Annotated in this window: 1 protein-coding gene; it reads right to left on the bottom strand. The window is 68.1% G+C overall.

The features are described 5' to 3' along the window. Positions 1-34: 34 nt before the first annotated feature. Positions 35-253: a hypothetical protein gene (locus QZH66_RS17945; protein ID WP_305807166.1), complete on the bottom strand. Its 219-nt coding sequence runs from the start codon at positions 251-253 to the stop codon at positions 35-37. Between the last annotated feature and the right edge of the window lie 382 nt (positions 254-635).

Genomic DNA, 635 nt, shown 5'->3' with positions numbered 1-635 from the left:
AAGGGCGCAGCCGGTATTTTTCAATGCAGCCGGTTTACTTGGCGGCGGGCGCCGTGATCACCTTGACCTTGCCACCCTCGACGGCGCCGCCGCGCTCGACGGTCGATGCGCCGCCGTTGCCATCCACGCTGGTCACGCCGCCGGGGTTTTGCGCCGGGGTCAGGGCCTTGTAGCCCTTGTCGAGGTTGGCGCGGATGGCGGCGGCGTCGCTGGTGGTGCCGGCGATCTTCATGGCCGCCAGCGTGGCGTGCACGGCGGTGTAGTTCCAGACGAATTCCGAGCCCGNATGCGCCGCCGTTGCCATCCACGCTGGTCACGCCGCCGGGGTTTTGCGCCGGGGTCAGGGCCTTGTAGCCCTTGTCGAGGTTGGCGCGGATGGCGGCGGCGTCGCTGGTGGTGCCGGCGATCTTCATGGCCGCCAGCGTGGCGTGCACGGCGGTGTAGTTCCAGACGAATTCCGAGCCCGGGTCGCGGTTCGGATAGAGCTTGTGGAAGCGCTCGACAAAGCCCTTCATCGCCGCGGATGGGTCTTCGACCACGGGCAGCACGCCGATCGCGCCTTCGAGCGGGCCGTAGCCGCCGGTGACCTTGCTCATCTCATCGAGCTTGGCCTGGTCCATGACGAAGAAGCCGCC

The sequence above is a fragment of the Stenotrophomonas sp. YIM B06876 genome, assembly GCF_030711595.1.
In the GTDB taxonomy this organism is placed as follows: domain Bacteria; phylum Pseudomonadota; class Gammaproteobacteria; order Xanthomonadales; family Xanthomonadaceae; genus Stenotrophomonas.
This window is presented reverse-complemented; position numbering and strand designations above follow the sequence as displayed.